Origin of the sequence: Kitasatospora sp. NBC_00240 (assembly GCF_026342405.1) — a bacterium.
Lineage (GTDB): Bacteria > Actinomycetota > Actinomycetes > Streptomycetales > Streptomycetaceae > Kitasatospora.
The window spans coordinates 233,144-252,091 of the sequence record NZ_JAPEMU010000002.1 but is presented as its reverse complement, the minus strand read 5'-3'; the positions used below and the strand labels follow the sequence as shown (position 1 = coordinate 252,091).

At 66.6% G+C, this 18,948-nt stretch carries 11 protein-coding genes and 1 pseudogene; 4 read left to right on the top strand and 8 right to left on the bottom strand.

What is annotated here, in order from left to right; genetic code table 11:
* Window positions 1–180 precede the first annotated feature (180 nt).
* Window positions 181–426, top strand: coding sequence for a hypothetical protein (locus OG689_RS40925; protein WP_266328148.1), 246 nt, complete (start codon window positions 181–183; stop codon window positions 424–426).
* Between the two features lie 247 nt (window positions 427–673).
* Here OG689_RS40925 and OG689_RS40920 read toward each other — a convergent pair whose 3' ends face one another.
* From OG689_RS40920 to OG689_RS40885, 7 genes and pseudogenes are all read right to left on the bottom strand, one after another.
* Window positions 674–1,843, bottom strand: coding sequence for a S53 family peptidase (locus OG689_RS40920; protein WP_266328387.1), 1,170 nt, complete (start codon window positions 1,841–1,843; stop codon window positions 674–676).
* 2,685 nt (window positions 1,844–4,528) lie between these two features.
* Window positions 4,529–4,933, bottom strand: a complete 405-nt coding sequence (locus OG689_RS40910; protein WP_266328146.1) for a DUF6009 family protein — start codon at window positions 4,931–4,933, stop codon at window positions 4,529–4,531.
* On the bottom strand, window positions 4,930–6,540 hold the full coding sequence (locus OG689_RS40905) for a phage/plasmid primase, P4 family (RefSeq protein WP_266328144.1): 1,611 nt from the start codon (window positions 6,538–6,540) through the stop codon (window positions 4,930–4,932). Before OG689_RS40905 ends, OG689_RS40910 begins: the two co-directional genes overlap by 4 nt.
* Window positions 6,540–7,628 (bottom strand): bifunctional DNA primase/polymerase, encoded by a 1,089-nt coding sequence (locus OG689_RS40900; RefSeq protein WP_266328142.1) that lies wholly within the window; start codon window positions 7,626–7,628, stop codon window positions 6,540–6,542. The genes OG689_RS40905 and OG689_RS40900 overlap by 1 nt, the downstream gene beginning before the upstream one ends.
* 1,236 nt (window positions 7,629–8,864) lie before the next feature.
* Window positions 8,865–10,291, bottom strand: a pseudogene (locus OG689_RS40895) (IS3 family transposase).
* A 54-nt stretch (window positions 10,292–10,345) separates the two neighbouring features.
* On the bottom strand, window positions 10,346–11,158 hold the full coding sequence (locus OG689_RS40890; RefSeq protein WP_266328140.1) for a GDSL-type esterase/lipase family protein: 813 nt from the start codon (window positions 11,156–11,158) through the stop codon (window positions 10,346–10,348).
* Entirely contained in the window at window positions 11,137–11,685 is a 549-nt protein-coding gene (locus OG689_RS40885) for an MFS transporter (RefSeq protein ID WP_266328138.1), read from the bottom strand. The genes OG689_RS40890 and OG689_RS40885 overlap by 22 nt, the downstream gene beginning before the upstream one ends.
* Before the next feature lie 763 nt (window positions 11,686–12,448).
* Between OG689_RS40885 and OG689_RS40880 the strand changes: the two genes are divergently transcribed.
* Both OG689_RS40880 and OG689_RS40875 read left to right on the top strand, forming a co-directional pair.
* On the top strand, window positions 12,449–14,470 hold the full coding sequence (locus tag OG689_RS40880; protein WP_266328385.1) for a hydantoinase/oxoprolinase family protein: 2,022 nt from the start codon (window positions 12,449–12,451) through the stop codon (window positions 14,468–14,470).
* Entirely contained in the window at window positions 14,467–16,146 is a 1,680-nt protein-coding gene (locus OG689_RS40875) for a hydantoinase B/oxoprolinase family protein (protein WP_266328136.1), read from the top strand. The genes OG689_RS40880 and OG689_RS40875 overlap by 4 nt, the downstream gene beginning before the upstream one ends.
* 298 nt (window positions 16,147–16,444) lie before the next feature.
* Here the strand turns inward: OG689_RS40875 and OG689_RS40870 are convergent, their stop codons facing one another.
* Window positions 16,445–16,912 (bottom strand): ATP-binding protein, encoded by a 468-nt coding sequence (locus OG689_RS40870; RefSeq protein WP_266328134.1) that lies wholly within the window; start codon window positions 16,910–16,912, stop codon window positions 16,445–16,447.
* A gap of 1,004 nt (window positions 16,913–17,916) precedes the next feature.
* On the opposite strand from OG689_RS40870, the gene OG689_RS40865 reads away from it, so the two are divergent.
* Window positions 17,917–18,933, top strand: coding sequence for a sugar ABC transporter substrate-binding protein (locus OG689_RS40865; protein WP_266328132.1), 1,017 nt, complete (start codon window positions 17,917–17,919; stop codon window positions 18,931–18,933).
* Window positions 18,934–18,948 lie beyond the last annotated feature (15 nt).

Genomic DNA, 18,948 nt, shown 5'->3' with positions numbered 1-18,948 from the left:
AGCCCGAGGCGCTGGAGGAATTGATCCAGGGGACCCATAGACCAGCCCACTCCGAGAGGGCCACCATATGCGCACCAGCAAGCGCAGCCGCCAGGTTCCGCATCGATTGCACCCGATACCGGCAGGGATCTCACGGCCATGGGTGCCCCAATGCTGTCGGACGATCCACAAGAAGTCGCGTTGCCAACCATTCACATCCTGCCGCACAGCGGCATCCGCAACACACGAACGGACAACCCCATGCGCCGCTCCCTCACCACCATGATCATCTGCGCTGCCGTAGGCCTCGGCACCGCCGGAGTCCTCGGCAGCACCTCAGCGAGCGCTGTACCTTCCGAGAGGAACAGCACCATCCAGGCCGCGACGCCTAACTGCTACACGATCTACATCCTGGGCAAGGGGTACCAGCGCTGCTCCTACATCTAGTACCGACGCCGCTCAGCTGAGGTGGGGCTGGGTGGCGACAAGGGTCGGTTGTGAGCATGGGTCATCAGGGGCGGTCCTCACGGGCCGCCCCGCGATCGCGTGAAGCCGCCATTGGTAGTGGCAGCGGCCGGCGACCGGCCTGACGCCGTCCACCGCCAGGTGGACCACTTCAGAGCGTGTGCGCGGGGCGAGCACCGTAGCGGACGCCTACCCTCGTGATTTGCGCGCATCACACCAGCCGTCACGATCAGCCGGCGAAGGCAGCGATGCCGTTCGGTGTGCCGAGGCCGGTGGGTCCGTCGTAGCCGACGGTACCGGTGCAGAGGTAGGCGGGCGAGCAGTTCGCGGTGGCGCCGCTGCTCACGTCGAAGAGCTCAGCGGGGTGTGCGTACGGATTCGCTGCCGGGTAACTCACCGTGGGTGCACCGGCATCGGCATAGACCGCGGCGATGATCGGTGCGCCGACGCTGGTGCCGCCGTAGACGACCCAACCCTTGGCTCCGTACGTCTGGTAGACGGCGACGCCGGTTGCCGGGTCGGCGACCGCGGAGACATCGGCGACAGTTCGGTTGGCGCAACCTGTGTCCTTCTGCCAGACGGGCTTGGCACCGTATGCCGAACAGCCGGAGCCGGCAGCCGCAGGACCGTTGGCATACACCGACTCACTCCAGCCACGGGCACTGGAGTCACGCCAGAGCGCGGTACCACCGACGGCGATGACCTTCCGGGAAGCAGCCGGGTACTGCACGGTGAGACCCGAGTCACCCGAGGAGGCTGTGATGGCAACGCCGGGGTGATCGAAGTACGAGGCGTCGTGGGCAGGATCCGAGGAGGCCTCGATGGCGCCGTAGCTGTTGGAGATGAACTTGGCGCCGAGGCGCACCGCGGTGTTCACGCCGGTGCCGAGGTCGGCCAGGGTCGCCTTCTTGGCCTCCACCAGGATGATCTTTGCGTTGGGGGCTATAGCGGAAACCATTGCGAGGTCGAGCGAGATCTCACCTGCCCAGCCGGCGTCCTTGCGCGGGTAGCGGGTACCGCCCTTCTGGTCGACCTTCTTGAAGCAGCCGCTGTCGGTGGTACAGGCGGGCAGGCCGAACTGTGCGCGGTAGACGGCGAGATCGGCCTCGGCATTGGGGTGGTCATAGGCGTCAATCACAGCGATGGTCTGCCCCGCCCCGCCGTTGGCCGGCAGGTTGTACGCATCGAGCAGATCAGCGGGGCCGTATCCGCCTGGCGCGCCGTTGAGCGAAACACCGTACGGGGCGATGCGCTGGACGGTGTTAGTGACCTGGAGCCCGTGGCACCGCACAGTGTCACCGGCTGCGAGCGTCGAGCACGCCCGGATCCACGAGACCCCGTTCCCGCCCGCCCCCTGGGCTTCCGCCGGGGAGGCGCCGATGAGAGTGGAGAATGCCAGCACGGTGGTCGCCAGGGCAGTGGCGGGCCGTCGGGTAGACAAGGGAAGACCGATCGACCGCAACACTGTCTCCTGTAGGTCGGGGGAAGCGGGGCTGAGGGTAAGGTCGCAGCCCGGGTCCGGCTTGGGAACCGGCACGCGAGAACGACGAGTCCGTCACGACACCTTGGCGGGTGGCTCATGACTGGATGGGGCGGGGGCGATGCGCACTTCGCACCAGCCAGCATGTCCGAAACCGTCTACCTGGCTGTGCCCGGCTCTGCCGGGCACAGCCAGGTAGACGGTTCGGCGCAACGGGCTAGGAGCCTTCTGCTGCATCGATCTGGTGCTCATGGAAGTCGCTTCGGACCAGCACCTGAGCCAGCCGTCTTACTGCTGACCCGAAATACAGACAGCTGTTTTCCCCACACCCTCAACGCAGTCCGGCTGGGCGACGAAGTCAGGCTGCTTACTTCCTCCGCCGAATCAGAAGAAATTCTGGAATGCCTGGAATGCGAGTAGTCCTAGACGTAGGCACCATAATCGCAATGCCACCTCCACAGCGCATGGCCACTCAGGTCATAGGCGTAGATGTACCAATGGCCCTGGTAGCATACGAAAGTTGAATTGGGCTTGACGACAGTCTTTGAGGCAGGTGCAGCATTCGCGGTGCCAGCGACACCCGCAACACAGGCAAAGCCCATGAGGCTTGCCACCAATACGCTGGCGATTTTGCGCATTGGATCCTCCGTCCATAGTTTGTGGATGGCAGAGATGAGGACTGCGGCAGAGAAAGGCGGCCGGATTCGGTACTTTCCAGCCCACCCGAATGAATGGAGAGAAGGCCTTTGTGTCGCCTTTTCTCTGATGTTGGTACATAGTGCCACCGTGCGGAGAACCCGTCTATGGGTCTGCCTGCCCAGATTCATCGCCTCAGCACTTGAACCTCTGACACCAAGTGAGATCTCTCAACTCGATTGCCTCAATACGTCAGCAGCGACCGTTTGCGGGGAACCCGGAGGATCGGTCTACTTCACCTCTGCTCAAGAGGCTCCTCGCGCGTCGCTGCGCCTGCGCCCAAGTTCCGCGGTTACCGGGGTGTCGCAACCTTGCGAGATAGCTGATTGATCGTCAATTTCGCGCGCCAGTAGCCTACTGGTGCGACTGCACAGGTGCGCATGGTTGGGGGTGGCGACGCCTGAACCGGTGGATGGGGACCGACATCCGATTCGGTGTGGGGAGGCGTTGTGGCGGAGCCGTTCGGGCCCCGGAGGCTGACCGATCAGGAAGGGCAGCAGTACAGCGGATCGTGCTCCGGGGCAGCCCGAACGCGGTGCGGCGGGCGATGATGCTGTGGGCCTCGACCGGGAACCGGGTTCCAGGGATCATCCAACTGGTCCGGGCCGGCGAGGACAACGTGCGGGACGTGATTCACGGGCCTGGCTTGCCTGACCCCTCGACCGGCCCCCTCCTGCTCAGTCCTGACGACGAGGGCTTCGTCGTCCTGGCGGCCACCACCCGGCCCGGCCAAGCTCGGCCAGCTCTCTCCAGCCGCTGAGGTCCGTTCGACAAACATGGGCCGGAGGACCTATGGGCAACGAGCCAGAAGGGACGGATGATATACCTACCGATCGGCAAGAAGATGTCTGATCAGATTGGCTGGCGGAGAATTTCGAACCGAATTCCAATCGAGATCCATCACGCATTGAAAGTCAATGGGCCAGCCATCCATCGAAGTCGCTGGCAGGGCCGATTCACCGTGAGCTTCGGAGATTCATCAGGAGGAACCACGGCTTCTGCCAAGCGTCTTATCGGCGCCGAAATCAGAACCCTCATCCTACTAGCGGGGGTGCGATGACGGCCACTTCGGCCTCAGCAGTCGTGGGGGAGAAGAAGTGCGGGATGGCCCTGAATGGCGTCACCGTCAACACACCGCTCTGCCTCAAGTCGTACAGCATCGGATATACGAGATCTCGTACTACAACGACACTGGGCATTCGCGCAGGCTCGACTTCAATCTCAACTGCAGCACCGGGCGGCATGGCGACCTGGGCCCCTACAGGTCCTTCCCAGGCACGACCAGGAAATACTTCTTCGAAGTGGGAGTGAAGAACTGGTGCCAGGGTGGCATGTATGACTACAACGCGACCCCGACAGGGGGATTGTGATTCTGGACCAATACGATATACCGTTAGCACTTCCGGCTAGAACTCCCCATCCCTCTGGTTCAAATCCGGGAGTGGGGGATGGAAGTCGGGGAGCGGGTGCGGGGCGGCCCTTGTCAGGCCGCCCCGCCGATGCCCGTACACCTACTACTTGATTTGAGTGATGTCGGAGTTGTTCGCCTGACGGCGTCCGGTCCGGTTCCGTAGCCCTGGGGTCGTGAGGTACGCGCAGGATCGCGGGGCACGACCGACTCGGGTAGGGCCGCACGGGGGCAGATCTGGCTGCAGCGCTGGGCGCTGACCCGGGCTCACAGTCGAGTGGTCACTCAGACGCTCTTGCCAAGGTGTTCGGCGAATGGGCAAGGATCGTGACACCGACGACCGGGCAGCCATCAGCGTCGATGGCCTCCAACCGGTCGCGCCGTTCCTTCGGGCCGCATCCGCCCTGCCTCCCGTCGAAGTCAGCCCCTCAGGCCAGTTCGCCGCCGGCTCGGCCCGCCTGGCCCCGCAAACTCAGGCACCCCCTACGACTTCATCGCGGTTAGAACCGCGGAAGCGTTATGCCGAGCTCGACCATCGCGGGGGAGGCCGGGCCCCCCTGCGAGCGCTCGGTCTTCTCCCCCTTGACGGTGGGGGCGATCGTACGGGGATCCACGGCTTCGGAGGGAGCACCGGACGCGTAGACGCCGGCGGGCTGCTGGTCCCTGTCGTGGGGGGCCAGCCAGAAGACCCTTCGGCGCCAGGTACCGGAGGCGGGCGATGCCTTGGCCTCCGGCCCGAGAATGGCGTAGCCCACCATTCGGCCGTCCCGGTGGTAGGGGGGCCGACCCTTGCGGGAGCTGAGCCGGTCGAGAACCTGACGGACATAGTCGAGCTTTTCCGGGTCTTCGAGCCAGCGGATCTCGACCTCGTGCTGAAGCTCGGACGGATCAATCAACGCGCTCACTGCTGCGGCTCCTCGGCGGCCTGGTCGTCGGCCACGAGGCCGATGCCCGGATAGTACTTGCGGGAATTCGAGAGGATCATTCCCTTTGGTGACGCCATACCCACGCTCTCGCGGACCCTGGCAGCAAAGTTGCGGGCTGTGACAGGGTTGGCCCCCTCCAGACCGCACCAACTGCTGTAGGCGGCGTACAACCGAGCCTGCTCGGCACGCATACCGTCGCTGATCTTGCAGCACTCGGTGAGAAAGCGGCCGACGCTGTCCTCGGTCTCGGCGTACGCAGTGGTGGCGAGCTGGACACTCTGCGGACCGGTGAGGTCCTTCTCACCCGCGAAGTAGCGGGCGGCGCCTGCGATGAGCCAGGTCAGGATGCCTGGGCCCTCCTCGGCCACGAGAAGGCTGGCCAGGTTGTCGATCTTCCTGTCCTTGGCGATGACCCGTTCGAAAGGAATGAGGCGCATGCGGCGCCAGAAGGCCATCCCGCCGGTGCCCACCTCGGGGCGGTGGTTGCCGAGGAGCCACAGCTTGTGGGTGGGATGGAAGCTGAAGAAATCCTGCCTCATCCGGCGTGCCTTGATCTTGTCCCCGCCGGTGAGGAGCTTGACGCGGGCCTCGTCGAAACGGTCGCCGGGCTTGAGTTCCGAGCACATGATGACGCGCCGCCCGTGGAGTTCGGCGAGGTCGGTCGGATGCCCCTCGAACGCCTTGGCCATGAGGAAGCCGGGCGGCGCGGCATCCGCGTAGTCGCCGAGGAGCTGCAGCATGACGTCCAGCAGAACGGACTTGCCGTTGCTGCCCTTGCCGTAGAGGAAGGGCAGCACCTGGGCTCCGACGTCGCCCGAGATGGAGTAGCCCAGCATCAGGTGCAGGTACTGGATCATCTTGCGGCCCTCGGCGTCCGTACCGAAGGTGTCGTCGAGGAAGCGCTGCCAGCGGGGGGTCGGCATGACCTCGGGGGCGATGGTGGTGGAGCGCGAGTGGCACTGGCTGCTGGGATCAGGCCGGCTGATCAGACCGGTGCGCAGATCGACTACTCCACCCGGGGTGCAGAGTGCGTAGGGATCCGCGTCCAGGGCCGAGGCATGGAGAACCATCCCGGGGGCGGCCTTGGCCTGCTCCAGCATCGCGTTCATACCGTTGGTCGACAACGCTCGGCGCCGGTGGCCTCCAAGTTCGCGGTTGGTGTAGTTCCCGCTCGGGTCGTGGGTGGCGAGGCTCTCCGCCATCTCCCCCGCGGACCAGACGACGGCATCCGTCTCGTCCATCTGCCAGCGGTGACCGGCCCAGCTGTACCAACCCAGGCCCGGGACGTACCGGTAGTCACCACCGTAGAGACGCACGAACAGCTTGGCGTTGCCCCGGTCGCTCAGGGAGTCGGGGAGCAGTCCGTGCGGCGTGGCGACGGCATCCGGTAGCTGTACAGGGCGGGTGATGGCGGCTGGGGCGAGCGGCTCGGGCGCGACGTAGTCGAGCAGGCTGTCCTGCACATGAGGCGGCTGACCGGGCTGAGGCGAGATGGGAGATTGGGGTTGTCCGGGCGGCGGGGTGAGGATCTGTCGAGCCGCAGCCATCGGATCGAAGCCCCCTTCCGGCGCGCTGAAGGTGTTCATCAAGGCCCTTCAGGGTGGAGCGGAGCCCGGCTTCCGGCTGCCATGGCGCTGCGGATGGTAGCGGTGATGCGCACCGGCTCGCCGGGGCGGGCGTAGGTGGCGGCGTTCAGAAGGTGTCGCTCGGCCTCCCCGTGCGAGAGATAGCCACCTGCGACAAGTCCCCCGGCGGTATAGGCCGCCCGGTTCAGCTTGTTGTTGAAGCCGGCCCCTTCTGGAATGCCGGCACAGTTGGTGACTTCGGTGAGGACGGTCTCCAGGGCACGGGCTGCTGCCGTCCTCCCCCCGCCGGCCGCGACAACGGCTTGCCGGGCACGAGGCGGAATTCCGTGAGCCTTCGTCACAGGGCGCGGTGTGTCCAGGTGTCCGGTCCGAGCCAGCTCCTGCGCCAACCACGTCGGCAGCGGAGCCGGAGTACGGCAACGGCCCACGGGGTCGTACACGCCGGTCCGCACACGGGTCCCGGGGGCGATGATGTAGCCTCCGTGCGCGCGCACGTCGACCTGCCAGGCCAAGGCTCGCTTCTTCCCTGTCCCCGTGGAGGAACGAAAAACCGTGCCGGAGCTCACCCGGTACCAGATGTGCAGTCCCCCCGAGGGAGTGCGCACTCTCAGAGTGGAGTCATCGTCAGCAGGGCTCGGCTCACCACGCAGTGCGGCCAGCAGCGCCAAGGTGTCGTAACCGTTGGCCAGGCCCGTCAGGTCGACGTGAGCGTGGATCGGGATACCGGGAAGGATTCGATCACGACCCGGGACTGGCGTGGGATGCATGTCCACATCGATCACCACCAGACCGGCCGGACCACAGGAGACTCCGACTCCGAAGCCAGGGTTGGTTTCCCACCATGAGGTGAGAGTCTCGTGGTCTGTCGTGGCTCCGAGGAAACCGTGACACCACCGTCCCGCTGCTCTACAGCCACAGGCCACCGCACTGTGGCTGTCGCCCTCACAGGCAGCACAGTTGCCTGCGGGTGTCTTGGACCCCGGGGACAAGGGATGAACAGGCCAGCCCTGCGCAGCACACCACCGGGCAGACTCCAAGGCCGCTGACGGCGTGCCGACGGAGTTCCGGGCTGCGCTGCTTCCTATCACGTGGCCTTCCCCACCCTGCTACGTGCCTGGGCCCGAGGGCCGGCTTTTCGGTCGCTTAGGTAAATCCGCAGGTCAGAGGCTTGCCAGCGACTGAAGCGACTCAATTTCCGATATGGCTCAGCCAGACTATCCGAGGAGGGGCCAGATATCAGCCAACGGCACCACCCGGCGTGGCTGAGCGACTGGAGTGGGGGGTGAGTGACTGAGTCGCTTCAGTCGCTGGGCCTGGAGAGGCACCTGTTTTCGCAGGTCAGAGCGCATCCGACCGGAGAGACAGCGACTGAAGCGACTGAAGGTCGGATATATGACGCGCACACGCGCGCATGAATGTCCTCATATACCCAACTCAGGGTCGCTTCAGTCGCTGCCACCCATCCACACCATCCCTGACCTGGCCTTTTACCAGCGACCAAACCAGCGACCGACCGAAGGGGTGCGGTGCATGGAGATGGGCGCGCCTGCAGCCTCCACCCAAACTGCATGTCCCTGCCATGCATCCGACGGCCAAGGCGGATCAGAGCATGGGCACCACCCCACCAGCCGCCCGGCTGGTCAAAGCCGGGACAGCGACTGGAGTGGGGGGTGAGTGACTGAGTCGCTTCAGTCGCTGGGCCTGGAGAGGCACCTGTTTTCGCAGGTCAGAGCGCATCCGACCGGAGAGACAGCGACTGAAGCGACTGAAGGTCGGATATATGACGCGCACACGCGCGCATGAATGTCCTCATATACCCAACTCAGGGTCGCTTCAGTCGCTGCCACCCATCCACACCATCCCTGACCTGGCCTTTTACCAGCGACCAAACCAGCAAGGCCCGGTAGGGCACTCGGTAGCTCGCGCTGGCCCCCAGCTGGACAGGTAGAGTCCCGCGATGCCACCTCGGCGACTGCGGCGACCCCCGAGCAGCGCCCCATAAGATCATTTCGGCTATTTCAGACAAAATCATCGGCACAATGGCCCTCCAGAGACGCGAACTCGCTGGTGTTCGTATGAGTTTGATCCATGAGCCGCTGATCGGCCGGCAGGGAACCGCCTACGGGTTTGAGTCTTCGAGGGGACCCCGATAGGGACACCTTCGACTGTCGGTGGCCTCGGACCGGAGTACGACGGCCCTGGCTGTATCAGCATGTGGGCAAGTGCAGGCAGAGGTCCAGCCAGAGCGCTCGGATCGAGCTGCTCTGGTCAGCCGCCCGGTAGGAAGGCATCGTTCGCGGAGGCGGGTATGCGTCCGGAAGTTGTCAAGTCAAATGAGACGGTTTGACGCTATATGGACTGTTGTGCGGGCAGTGTCTCTGGCTTGGCTGGTTGATCCAGACCTTCTGGGGTATCTCGGGCGGCTTCGGGTGTCGGGCGAAGCGTTCGGGGTGGCGTGCGTAGGCCTCGGTGAGGGTGACGGCCCGCTGCTCGCGGACCAGATCGGCGGTGCCGAAGTGCACGGAGGCGGGGGTGTGCAGACCGATGCCCGAGTGCCGGTGTTCGTGGTTGTAGTAGGTAAAGAAGCCCTCGCACCATTCGCGGGCGTGGGCAAGGGAGTTGAAGTATTCCGGGAAGTCGGTGGAGTACTTGATGGTCTTGAACTGGCTTTCGCTGTACGGGTTGTCGTTGGAGACCTTCGGCCGGGAGTGGCTTCGGGTCACACCGAGGTCGATCAGCAGCTGGGAGACGGCCTTGGAGGTCATCGAGGTGCCCCGGTCGGCGTGCACGGTCTCCGGCACGATGCCGTTGCGTTCGATGGTCTCGCGGATCAGCTCCTCGGCGCGGCGGGAGTCCTCGGCGGCCTCGACGGTCCAGCCGCAGATGTAGCGGCTGTAGATGTCGATGATTGCGTAAAGGTGGTACCACTCGCCCTTGTTGGGGCCGCGAAGCTTGGTGATGTCCCAGGTCAGGACCTGGCAGGGGGCAGTGGCCAGCAGCTGGGGCACGGTCTTGGCGGGATGGGTGGCCTGCCTGCGGCGTTCCCCGGACTGCCCGGCGGCGTTGAGGATGCGGTACATCGTGCGCTCGGAGCACCAGTAGGTGCCGGCGTCCAGCTCCCGTGCCCAGACCTGGGCGGGCGGCAGGTCGACGTACTCGGGCCGGTTCAGCAGGTCCAGCACCGCCGCCCGTTCGGCCGGGCTCAGCGCCGAGGGCGGGGACGGTCGTGGCTTGCGCTCGGCGGCCCGGGGCGGTTTCAGCCTGCGGTAGTGGGTGGCCCGCGAGCGTCCGATCAGGCGGCATGCCGTGGTGGTGCCGAGTTCGGGTTCCAGGCCCGCGAACGCCTCGTCCAGGACCGGCGCGAGGGCGCGGTTCAGTCCGCGCTCTCGGAGAGCATCTCCAAGAGCGCATGTGCTTTTCCCAGCACAGCCAGGGCGGCGTCGCGCTTGGCGACCTCCTGTTCCAGGCGGGCGACCTTCTTGCGCAGCCGTTCCAGCTCGGCCTGTTCGGAGGCCTTCTTCGAGCGGGCGGGCGAGGTCCGCTTGTCGGTCAGCGTGGCCGTCGCCCCGGCGTCGCGGGCCTGGCGCCACTCGATGATGTGTGAGTGGTACAGCCGCTCGCGGCGCAGGATCGCGCCCTTCTCGCCGGTGGGCGCGGCGTCGTACTCGGCGACGATCCGCAGTTTGTACTCCGGTGAGAACGTCCGCCGCTTCGGCTTCGGCGCCGGGTCGGGTTTGGTGGTGCTGGCCATGCTGAAGGGATCTCCTGTCTCGCCCATCCAGACTAACCCGACATTCCGGGCGTCTCAGTCGAGACTGTCAGAGAGGGGTCCGAGGCGGGCAGCTGCTTCCAGGAGTATGGGAAGCACACGGCCGGTGTGTTCGGCGTAGCCCTGGGGCGAGGGTTGGACTCCGTCATGGCTGAGGAGTTCGGTGGCCCGTGTGCGAAAGTCGTCGATGGACGACGGCGCGATCAACGCGCCGAACCGCTGGGCGATGCAGCGCTGCCGTCGGGCAAGCCTGCGGGCCCGGGGCGAGGCCAACCAGCGCACCACGATGCGGAAGCCTGGCGCGGCTCCCGGATCTGCGCAAGGCATCACGACTACTTCCCAGCCTGCGTCGCGTAGTTGGCTTACCGCGTGGCCGAAGTAGCGGGTACAGCGGCCGATGGGTGCCGGGAGCAAGGTGTCGTTGCTGCCGATGATCACCACCGCGATTCCGGGCCGGTAGCGGGTTGAGCCTGTCACTTGATGCTGCATCGAGTTGGTGGTGGCGCCGGCTTTGGCCAGGACTCGTAGGTCGACCGGCAGCCCGGTGGCGTCGGTGACGGACTGTGCGAGGAGCGAGCCGAAGGTCTCCTCGGGCTTGCGGACGCCGATGCTCAGGGCGAGGGAGTCGCCGAGCACCAGCAGGGTCAACGCTTCACAGTCCGGGGGTCCGTAGCGTCCGTCGGGTGTGTGAAGGAACCGCGCGGCCGAGGAATGCTTCATCAGGAGCCACTTGTACGCACTGATGGTGCCGGTGATGATGCGTTGGCGCCCGTGCGGCCCGGCCGGTTGGTGGACGATCTGCTCGGGGATCGCGGGCGGCCCTGGGACTACGGAGGGTACGGCAGACACGGGTGGTCTCCTTGGTCGGGCGGTGGTGTGCGGGGAGCCTTCATCAGCCGAACCGGGGGCGGGAGGGGTGTGGCAGTCATTTCAGTCGTCGGGCCACGGACGAGCCTGCCGCTCGGCTCGTAGAGGTGGGACCGTCCGTCCGATGCTGGAAGCGCCGCTCGTCCGTGCAGCCGGAGCCAGGCGATGGCCCCGCCGGCAAGGGTCGCGGCGCAGGCGATCCAGGCCGCGACCACCTGCGTCGTACCGTCGGCCAGCGCTCCGACCACTGATGCGGCCGTGCAGACGGCCAGCCCGGTCACGAACGCCCGCCGTCTGCCGTACCTGCCGCTCCCCGCGCTGGCCGGGAGGACGCATCCGCCCAGGGTGAGCGCGTAGCCCTCGACGATCCACTGGGTCTGTGCCAAGGACGGTCCCAGGTCCTGGCGTAGCCAGGGAATCGCCACGTTCAGTACGGTGAAGTCGAGGCCGAGCAGGAACAGCGCCGAGCAGACAACTGCCGTGGCGGCCCATGCTCTGCTCCACGTCACCACTGCGCCTCCAGGCCTGGCGGCTTGTCCCGGCGGCGGACACCGTTGCTGCTGGAGCGCGCATGAGGGTTCTCCAGTTCCTATCTGGTGGCTCGGTTCGACTCACAGCCACCTGGGCCGGGTACATGAGGCCGGGCACAGGTCTCAAGAGGCGGAGGCCGTCTCACGGGCCTCACGGCCTCTGATCCGGACTCCGGACCTGCCCACCGCGGGTGTGCGCCTGACCGGAGCTCTTGGTGGATACGGATGTTCAGTGAGCGAACCGAATGACCGAGGGTCGTCCGAGAGAAGGCGCGGCGTCGAGGGCTCCTGGGCTCAGTTTTGGCGTGTGCCCGGACACTCTTCGCTGCAGAGCGGTGGCGTATGGGGTGAGCGGCACCGCTTGCGCGAGCGGCGGATGCGACTTCCTGCTGTGCCCGTGCGGAGCGAACCGGGGGATCGAAGTCGCCGATCGCCTCCGTGCGCTGCCGCGGGGTGGGCGTGACGCCGCCCCTGAGCGGTTCCGACGAGGGAGGAGAGCCTGATGCCGCGATGAGCGGGATACCACCGCGAGGAGCCCGTCGGGTGAGCGACCGGCCCCATCCGCGCTGGGCTGTGCATCTGTCGCATTGTGGTGACGTCGGCCAGCCGGGTGCCCAGCAGCGTGAGTTGGTGGTGTGCATTTCGCACACCTGAGGGCAGTGCCCTGGTGCCAGACTCGCGCCGTGCATATGCCTGGAGCATCAACAGACCGGGAGGTCAGATGAGTCGTTTGCGCGTGGCCATGGACATCGGAGGCAGCTTCACCGATGTCGTCACCTATGACGCGCAGACCGGGCGTTGCCGGGCGGAGAAGGTGCCGACGACGCCTGACGATCTTGCGGCGGGACTACTCGGAGGGCTGAGTGTCTCGGTCGTCGCTCCTGAGGACATCTCATTCCTGGTGCACGGGACCACCCATGGGCTGAACACGTTTCTGCAGCGCCGCGGAGATCGGGTCATGCTCCTGGCCACCCGTGGGGCGGCTGACGTCTACCACATCGCCCGCGGGCCCCGTACCCGCCTGTACGACCTGCACTACCGCAAGCCCGAGCCGTTGCTGGCGCCCCGCGACATCGTGGCGGTCGGCGGCCGGGTCGGCTCGGAGGGGACCGAGATCGAGGAGCTCGACGAGCAGGCGATCCGTGCGGCGGCTCGCCGGGTCGCCGCGGAGGGTTTCGAGTCCGTGGCCGTCGCCTATCTGTTCAGCCACCTTCGGCCCGACCACGAGCTCCGCACTCGGGAGATTCTCGTGGAGGAGCTCGGTCCCGGCCTTCCCGTCTCCCTGTCGCACGAGGTGGCCCAGGAATGGCGGGAGTACGAGCGCACCTCGTCCGCAGTCGTGGACGCCTACATCGGACCGGCGATCCGCCGCTACCTCTCCCGGCTCGACGGGGATCTGGCCGACCGGGGCCTGCGGGTGCCGTTACATGTGATGCAGTCCTCGGGCGGCATCACCTCGACGGAGTGGGCATGCCGTCGGCCCATGCACACGCTGCTGTCCGGTCCGGTCGGGGGCGCCATCGGCGGTGCGGCACTGGCCAGGGCAGTGGATCGTCCCAACCTGATCTGCATGGACATGGGGGGCACGTCCTTCGACGTCTCGCTCATCGTCGACGGTCGGCCCGACCAGTCGTCGGAGGCCTCATTGGAGGGCCTTCCGATGTTGATGAGCACCGTGAACATCCACACCGTCGGGGCCGGTGGCGGCTCGGTCGCCCGGGCGGAGGCCGGCGGTCTGCGGGTGGGACCACAGTCCGCCGCCGCCAGTCCGGGCCCTGCCTGCTACGACCGCGGCGGCACCGAACCGACGGTCACGGACGCCAATCTGGTACTCGGGCGGCTGGACGACAACCGTTTCGCCGGCGGGCGGCTGCAATTACGCAGCGACCTCGCCGAGCGGGCCCTGGCCGCGCTGGGCACCGAGCTCGGCCTGGATGTCCACGCCATGGCCGAAGGTGTCTGCGATGTCGCCAACGCCAAGATGGCACAGGCAATCCGAACCATCACCGTGGCCCGCGGCATCGAACCACGGGACTTCACCCTTGTGGCCTTCGGCGGCGCAGGACCGATGCACGGGGCGTTCCTGGCACGCGAACTGGGGATCCGCGAGGTCCTCGTGCCGAACCTGCCGGGCGCGTTCTCGGCCTGGGGGATGCTTCAGAGCGCCGTGCGCCGCGACTTCACGGAACCCTACTTCCGCCGTGACCGCGACCTGGATGTACAGGACATGTCCCGCCGACTGGCGGACACGGGTGCGCGGGCGCTGGACGCGCTGGGCGGTGAGGACGTACCGGGGGCGAAGCGGCACGTCGAGCACGCGGTGGACATCCGCTACGCCGAGCAGGAGTACACCCTGAGCGTCCCCCTGACTGATGAGGACGAGCCTGCTCGCAAGGGATTCCCCGCCCTGATAGCGCGACGCTTCGCCGACCTCCACCAGGCTCGTTACGGGCACGCCAACCTCGGCGCGCCGATCGAGTTCACCACCCTGCGCACGGCGGTGTTTGGCGACCTGGACAGGATCGAACCGGAACCCGCCCCGGCCGTGACGGGCGATCCGATACCCCACGCGGTACGGTCGGTTACCTTCGACGGCGTCCTCCACCGGACACCGATCCACTTCCGTGACGCGCTGGCGCACGGTCATGCCTTCGCCGGCCCGGCCGTCGTCGTGGAGGACACGGCCACAACCGTCGTCCCGCCGGGCTTCGGGGCCCGGGTGGACTCCTACGGTTCGCTCGTCATGTCCTTGGAGGAGCAGTGACCGACAATCAGCCGATCGACCCGGTGACGATCGAGATCATCCGCAATGCCGTCATCTCCGCGGCCGACGACATGAACGCCACCTTGATGCGATCGGCCTACACGCCCGTCATCTACGAGTGCGGGGACTGCGTGGTGGCGCTGCTGGACGACGAGCATCGCGTCCTCGGGCAGTCTTCGGGCCTGCCGATCTTCCTGGGAAATCTGGAGAGCTGTACGGCGGCAACCGAGGAGCGCTTCGGCCGGGAGGCCTGGCAACCCGGTGACGTCTGGATCCTCAACGACAGCTATGTCGCCGGGACCCATCTCAACGACGTCACGATCTTCGGGCCCGTGTTCGTCGATGCCGACCTCGTCGGGTTTACCGCCACCCGGGCGCACTGGATCGATGTCGGCTCAAAGGACCCCGGAGGTTCGATGGACTCGGTGACCATCTTCCAGGAGGGCCTTCGGCTGGGGCCGCAGAAGCTGGTGGAAGCCGGCCAGGAGGTCACCGCGGTGGTGGAGACCATCGCGGCCAACGTCCGCTTCCCGTACCCGACCAGGGGCGACATGCAGGCCATGATCGCCACCATCCGCACAGGGCAGGTCCGCCTGGAGGAGATCGTGAGGCGATTCGGAACGGCCACCGTCCGAGCCGCCCGGGACGAGATCTTCGCACAGACCGAGCGGATGGAACGGGAGGTCGTCGCCAGGATCCCCGACGGCGTCTACACCGCCGAAGGAGCCCTGGACAACGACGGGATCGACCTGAGCAGCCCGGTTCTGATCAAGCTGCAGATCACCGTCTCCGGAAGCGACGTCGAGTTCGACGTGACCCGGTCCGCGGACCAGACCACCGGTCCGGTGAACTGCGGCGCCGCACAAGCCGTATCCGCCTGCCGCGTGGGATACAAACTACTGGTGAGCCCTGATGTCCCGGGAAACGGAGGATCGTTTCGCCCGCTGAGCGTGAAGGTACGCGATGGCTCGGTACTCGGGGCTCGCCCGCCGGCCGCATGCCAGTGGTACTTCTCCCATCTGGGGCTGCTCATCGACCTGGTCGCCAAGGCGCTGGCTCCGGCCCTGCCGGATCAGGTGGCGGCGGCGAGTTACGGCGACTCCATGGTTGTGATGTTCACGGGCACCGATGCTCGCAGCGGCCTGGAGTACGTGAGCCTGGAGGCCACGCTGGGAGGCTGGGGGGCCTGGAACGGCTCGGACGGGCAGAGCGCTCTCATCAACAATGTGAACGGTTCGCTGAAGGACGTGCCGATCGAGGTGCTGGAGGCACGGTATCCGCTGCGTGTCACCCGCTACGAGGTGCGACCGGACTCGGGCGGCCGCGGCCGGTGGCGCGGAGGCAACGGGGTCGTCCGCGAGTACGTCGCGCTGCAGGACTGCGCCGTCTCACTGTGGTTCGAGCGTTCGGTGACGCCGGCCTGGGGCCTGTTCGGCGGACAGGACGCCGCACCGCCCGAGGTGGTGATCAATCCGGGCCGACCGGAAGAGCGGCACGTGCTGAAGTGCAACGGCCTGGCTCTGCGGGCCGGGGACGTGGTCCGCTGCATGACGGGCGGAGGAGGAGGATTCGGCGACCCCGCCGAGCGCAGCTCGGAAGCCGTCCGATCGGACCTCCTGGACAGGTACGTCACTGGCGTCGGTGGGGGACAGGTGGCGCCGTCCGCGCACCTGTGACGTCCGCGCTTCGCGGGGCAGCCGGGTAGTCGGACTTCCGATGGGAAGCCCGACTGGGCCGCAGACGACGGAGAGGCGTCGGCGGCCCAGTCATGTCCGGTGCGGTGGCTGCGGCGGGGCGGTTCCGATCGCGATGGGATCGGTTTGGCCGTGGTCGATGGGCGTCCGCGCTCTCATGGGTACCGCAGGGGACGCCCCGCACCGGAACCGGACCTGTGGCCGCCAGCGCCAGCGCAGAGAGGCTGGCCGGGCTCTTGGCGGTGTGGTGCCCAGGAGGAGTCGCGCCGGCGATGGGCCGTCACCGGCAGGGCCCGGCGATCTCTGCGAAGACCATCTTGCCGGTCGGCCCCGGGACCACTCCCCATTCCTGCGACAACAGGTCGACCAGCAGGAGTCCTCGGCCGGAGTCGGCCAGATCGGGCCGCGCGGGAGCCACCAGCATTTCCGGGTCCGGATCGTGCACCTCCACCCGGAGGGTGGTCCTCCGCTCCTGGACGACCACCAGCAGAGGTGCCCCATGATGGGCGGAGTGCCTGACCGCGTTCGTGAACAGCTCGGTGGCGACCAGCTGAACCGTGTCCAGCGGGTATGAGGCGGGCGGCCGGCAGGTGATGACGACCTCCCGTACATGCCGACGCACAGACGCCACTTCGCAGGGCAGTGGCCGGAAGAGCGTGCTGTGCCCGAGGCCGGCCGCGCTCTCGGTGCTGAACGCCGTCGAATGAAGCCGTCCGGAGTCCCTTCGGTCGTGGTAGATGACTGACATCGGCGTTCTCCCTCTCCCAAGGCGGCTGGCCCACTGATGTCCCGCTCCCACGTTCCGAGGATCCCTAAGATCCCTCGACACCGGGGAGACCGGTCCGTGACCCACAGCAGTCGCTCGGCTCGGTGAGGGCTGGGGGCTCACCGAGCCGTGGACTTGAATGAGATGACGGTAGTGATGCGGTTAGCTGCGACTGTGGGCCTCGCGCCCACTGGACGGGGCCGCAGGTGGACTCTCCGCACATTCGACCTGTCGACCGGGCAGCTGGCCTGCCATTGCGGCAGGTCGGACCGCCCTCACACGCCGGGCGCGCGAGCAGCTCCGCCCGTTGTCCGCATCCGCCGGAAGACCCTTTCCAGTGGACAATCCTGACGGTGAACCAGCGGCTTCCGGTTGAGAGAACGCCCCGCTCTGATCCGCGGCGACAGAGGCGTGGAGGCGGCGGTCTCGGCGGTCGCAGGGCACGGCGGAGCAACGGGCTGTGAGGACTACCGCATCGTACTCATGTGCGAATAGCGGCAAAGATCCTCATGGTCTCCTGGGGGCCACAAGTCAAATTACTCGTGGGCCTGAAAGTCCCGCCTCGACCTTCCCCGACTGCGAGGTGTCCATGGACCCGCGAACGGTGAATGCGCTCGGGCCATGCAAATTTCTGCGGGATTGTATTGCGGGCGGCCCCCGGAGCGGGAGGCCCAAATAATTGGGCCCCCTGGGGAAAGTGCCCCGAAGGTCCCGAGCAGGGGCGAAGAGAGCCGTTCGCCACGCTCACGAAACCACCCAAAGCGGGACCGAATAAGCCGGAACGAGAGGAACATGACGCACGAAATTTGTTCCCCGTGAGCCGACGTCATTTTCTGATCCAAAGACAACTCGGGTGGTGGGAGGGCTGATTCGTGTATGTTAATCCGGAGATTGGTCGCCATTCACGGCGGACCTCAGGTCGCAAGACGGGATTTGCCGACCGGAGGCCATCCGGTTCCCGGGATTCGTACCGATAGGAGAAACACATGAGGCGATGGGGGGCCCTGACGGCCGCAGTAGGAGTACTGCTCCTACCGACGGCCTGTTCCGCCTCGGGTACGGCCACCACGAGCACCGGCGAGCGCGCGGCCTCGGCCTCGGATGCACCTAAACGGATCGCCTTCTTCGGGTTCGCCAAGGCCAACTCGTTCGCGACGGCGACGTTCACAGGAGTCGAGCAGTACGCCAAGGCGCACAACGCGACCGCCCAGTTCTTCGACCCCAACTTCGACACGCAGACCCAGGTGCGGCAGATTCAGGACGCCATCACCTCCAAGCGCTTCGATGTCTTCATCATCCAGGCGAACGACGGCAACGCCGTGCAACTGCCCGTCCAAGCAGCGCTGGCCGCCGACATCGCAGTTGTCGCGGTCTTCACACCCATCGGCCCACGGTTCGACACTGCGGAGCCGCAGCTGCCCGGAGTCATCTCCCTGGTCGACGTGCCCACAGACAACGGCACCAAGCTGGGCAGCCTCGGCATCAATGCCTGCGGGGCCACGAAGACCAAGCCGTGCCGGGTCGCCTACCTGGAGGGCATGAAGAGCCTCCCCCTGGACAACGCCCGTACCAAGGCGGTCAAGGACACGCTGAAGGCAGCCGGCCCCGACATCCAACTGGTCGCCGACGTCGAGGGTGGCTACACGCAGCAGAGCGGCCGTACGGCGATGCAGGACATCCTGCAGGCCCACCCCGATGTGAACGTCGTCATCGGATCCACGCAGGCGATAGCCGGCGCGGAGGCCGTGGCAGAGGGCAAGTCCATCGCCTTCGTGGGCAACGGCGGCTCACATCAGGCCGTAAACGCAGTGAAGCAGAGCCGTTGGTTCGGCCTCTACTACGTGGCGCCCACCACCATGGGGTCCAAGGCCGCCGCGCTCGGCCTGGACAAAGCCCGTGGTGCGAGCGTACCGACAACCCTCACAGTCACCGATCTGGTGCCTCACGGCGGTGCGGCCACCTTCGAATCACTCCAGGAACTCACCGGCGAGTACGACGAATGAGGCGACCGGGCCAGG

What these genes read in the sequence shown, in the direction of transcription:
- OG689_RS40905 (WP_266328144.1), bottom strand. Translation starts at nt 6,540, where the DNA reads ATGAACACCTTCAGCGCGCCGGAAGGGGGCTTCGATCCGATGGCTGCG.
- OG689_RS40880 (WP_266328385.1), top strand. Translation starts at nt 12,449, where the DNA reads ATGGACATCGGAGGCAGCTTCACCGATGTCGTCACCTATGACGCGCAG.
- OG689_RS40870 (WP_266328134.1), bottom strand. Translation starts at nt 16,912, where the DNA reads ATGTCAGTCATCTACCACGACCGAAGGGACTCCGGACGGCTTCATTCG.
- OG689_RS40865 (WP_266328132.1), top strand. Translation starts at nt 17,917, where the DNA reads ATGAGGCGATGGGGGGCCCTGACGGCCGCAGTAGGAGTACTGCTCCTA.